Annotated in this window: 3 tRNA genes; all 3 read right to left on the reverse strand. The window is 55.3% G+C overall.

The window, feature by feature from the left end:
* Nucleotide 1: 1 nt before the first annotated feature.
* The 3 genes from HMPREF2634_RS09570 to HMPREF2634_RS09580 all read right to left on the reverse strand — a co-directional run bounded on the left by HMPREF2634_RS09570 (nucleotide 2) and on the right by HMPREF2634_RS09580 (nucleotide 256).
* Nucleotides 2–74, reverse strand: a tRNA-Phe gene (locus HMPREF2634_RS09570).
* 6 nt (nucleotides 75–80) lie between these two features.
* Nucleotides 81–154 (reverse strand) — tRNA-Met (locus tag HMPREF2634_RS09575).
* Nucleotides 155–166: 12 nt separating this feature from the next.
* Nucleotides 167–256: transfer RNA gene (locus tag HMPREF2634_RS09580), tRNA-Ser, on the reverse strand.
* Nucleotide 257 lies beyond the last annotated feature (1 nt).

Raw genomic sequence — 257 nt, forward strand, 5'->3', positions numbered from 1 at the left:
ATGGCGCGAGACGGAATCGAACCGCCGACACATGGAGCTTCAATCCATTGCTCTACCAACTGAGCTACCGAGCCAACCTATTGCGGGAGCAGGATTTGAACCTACGACCTTCGGGTTATGAGCCCGACGAGCTACCTGGCTGCTCCATCCCGCGCTATTCCTACTAAGGAGGATGTGGGATTCGAACCCACGCACGCTTTTACACGCCTGACGGTTTTCAAGACCGTTCCCTTCAGCCGAACTTGGGTAATCCTCCA

The sequence above is a fragment of the Streptococcus sp. HMSC034B03 genome, assembly GCF_001838575.1.
In the GTDB taxonomy this organism is placed as follows: Bacteria; Bacillota; Bacilli; order Lactobacillales; family Streptococcaceae; genus Streptococcus; species Streptococcus anginosus.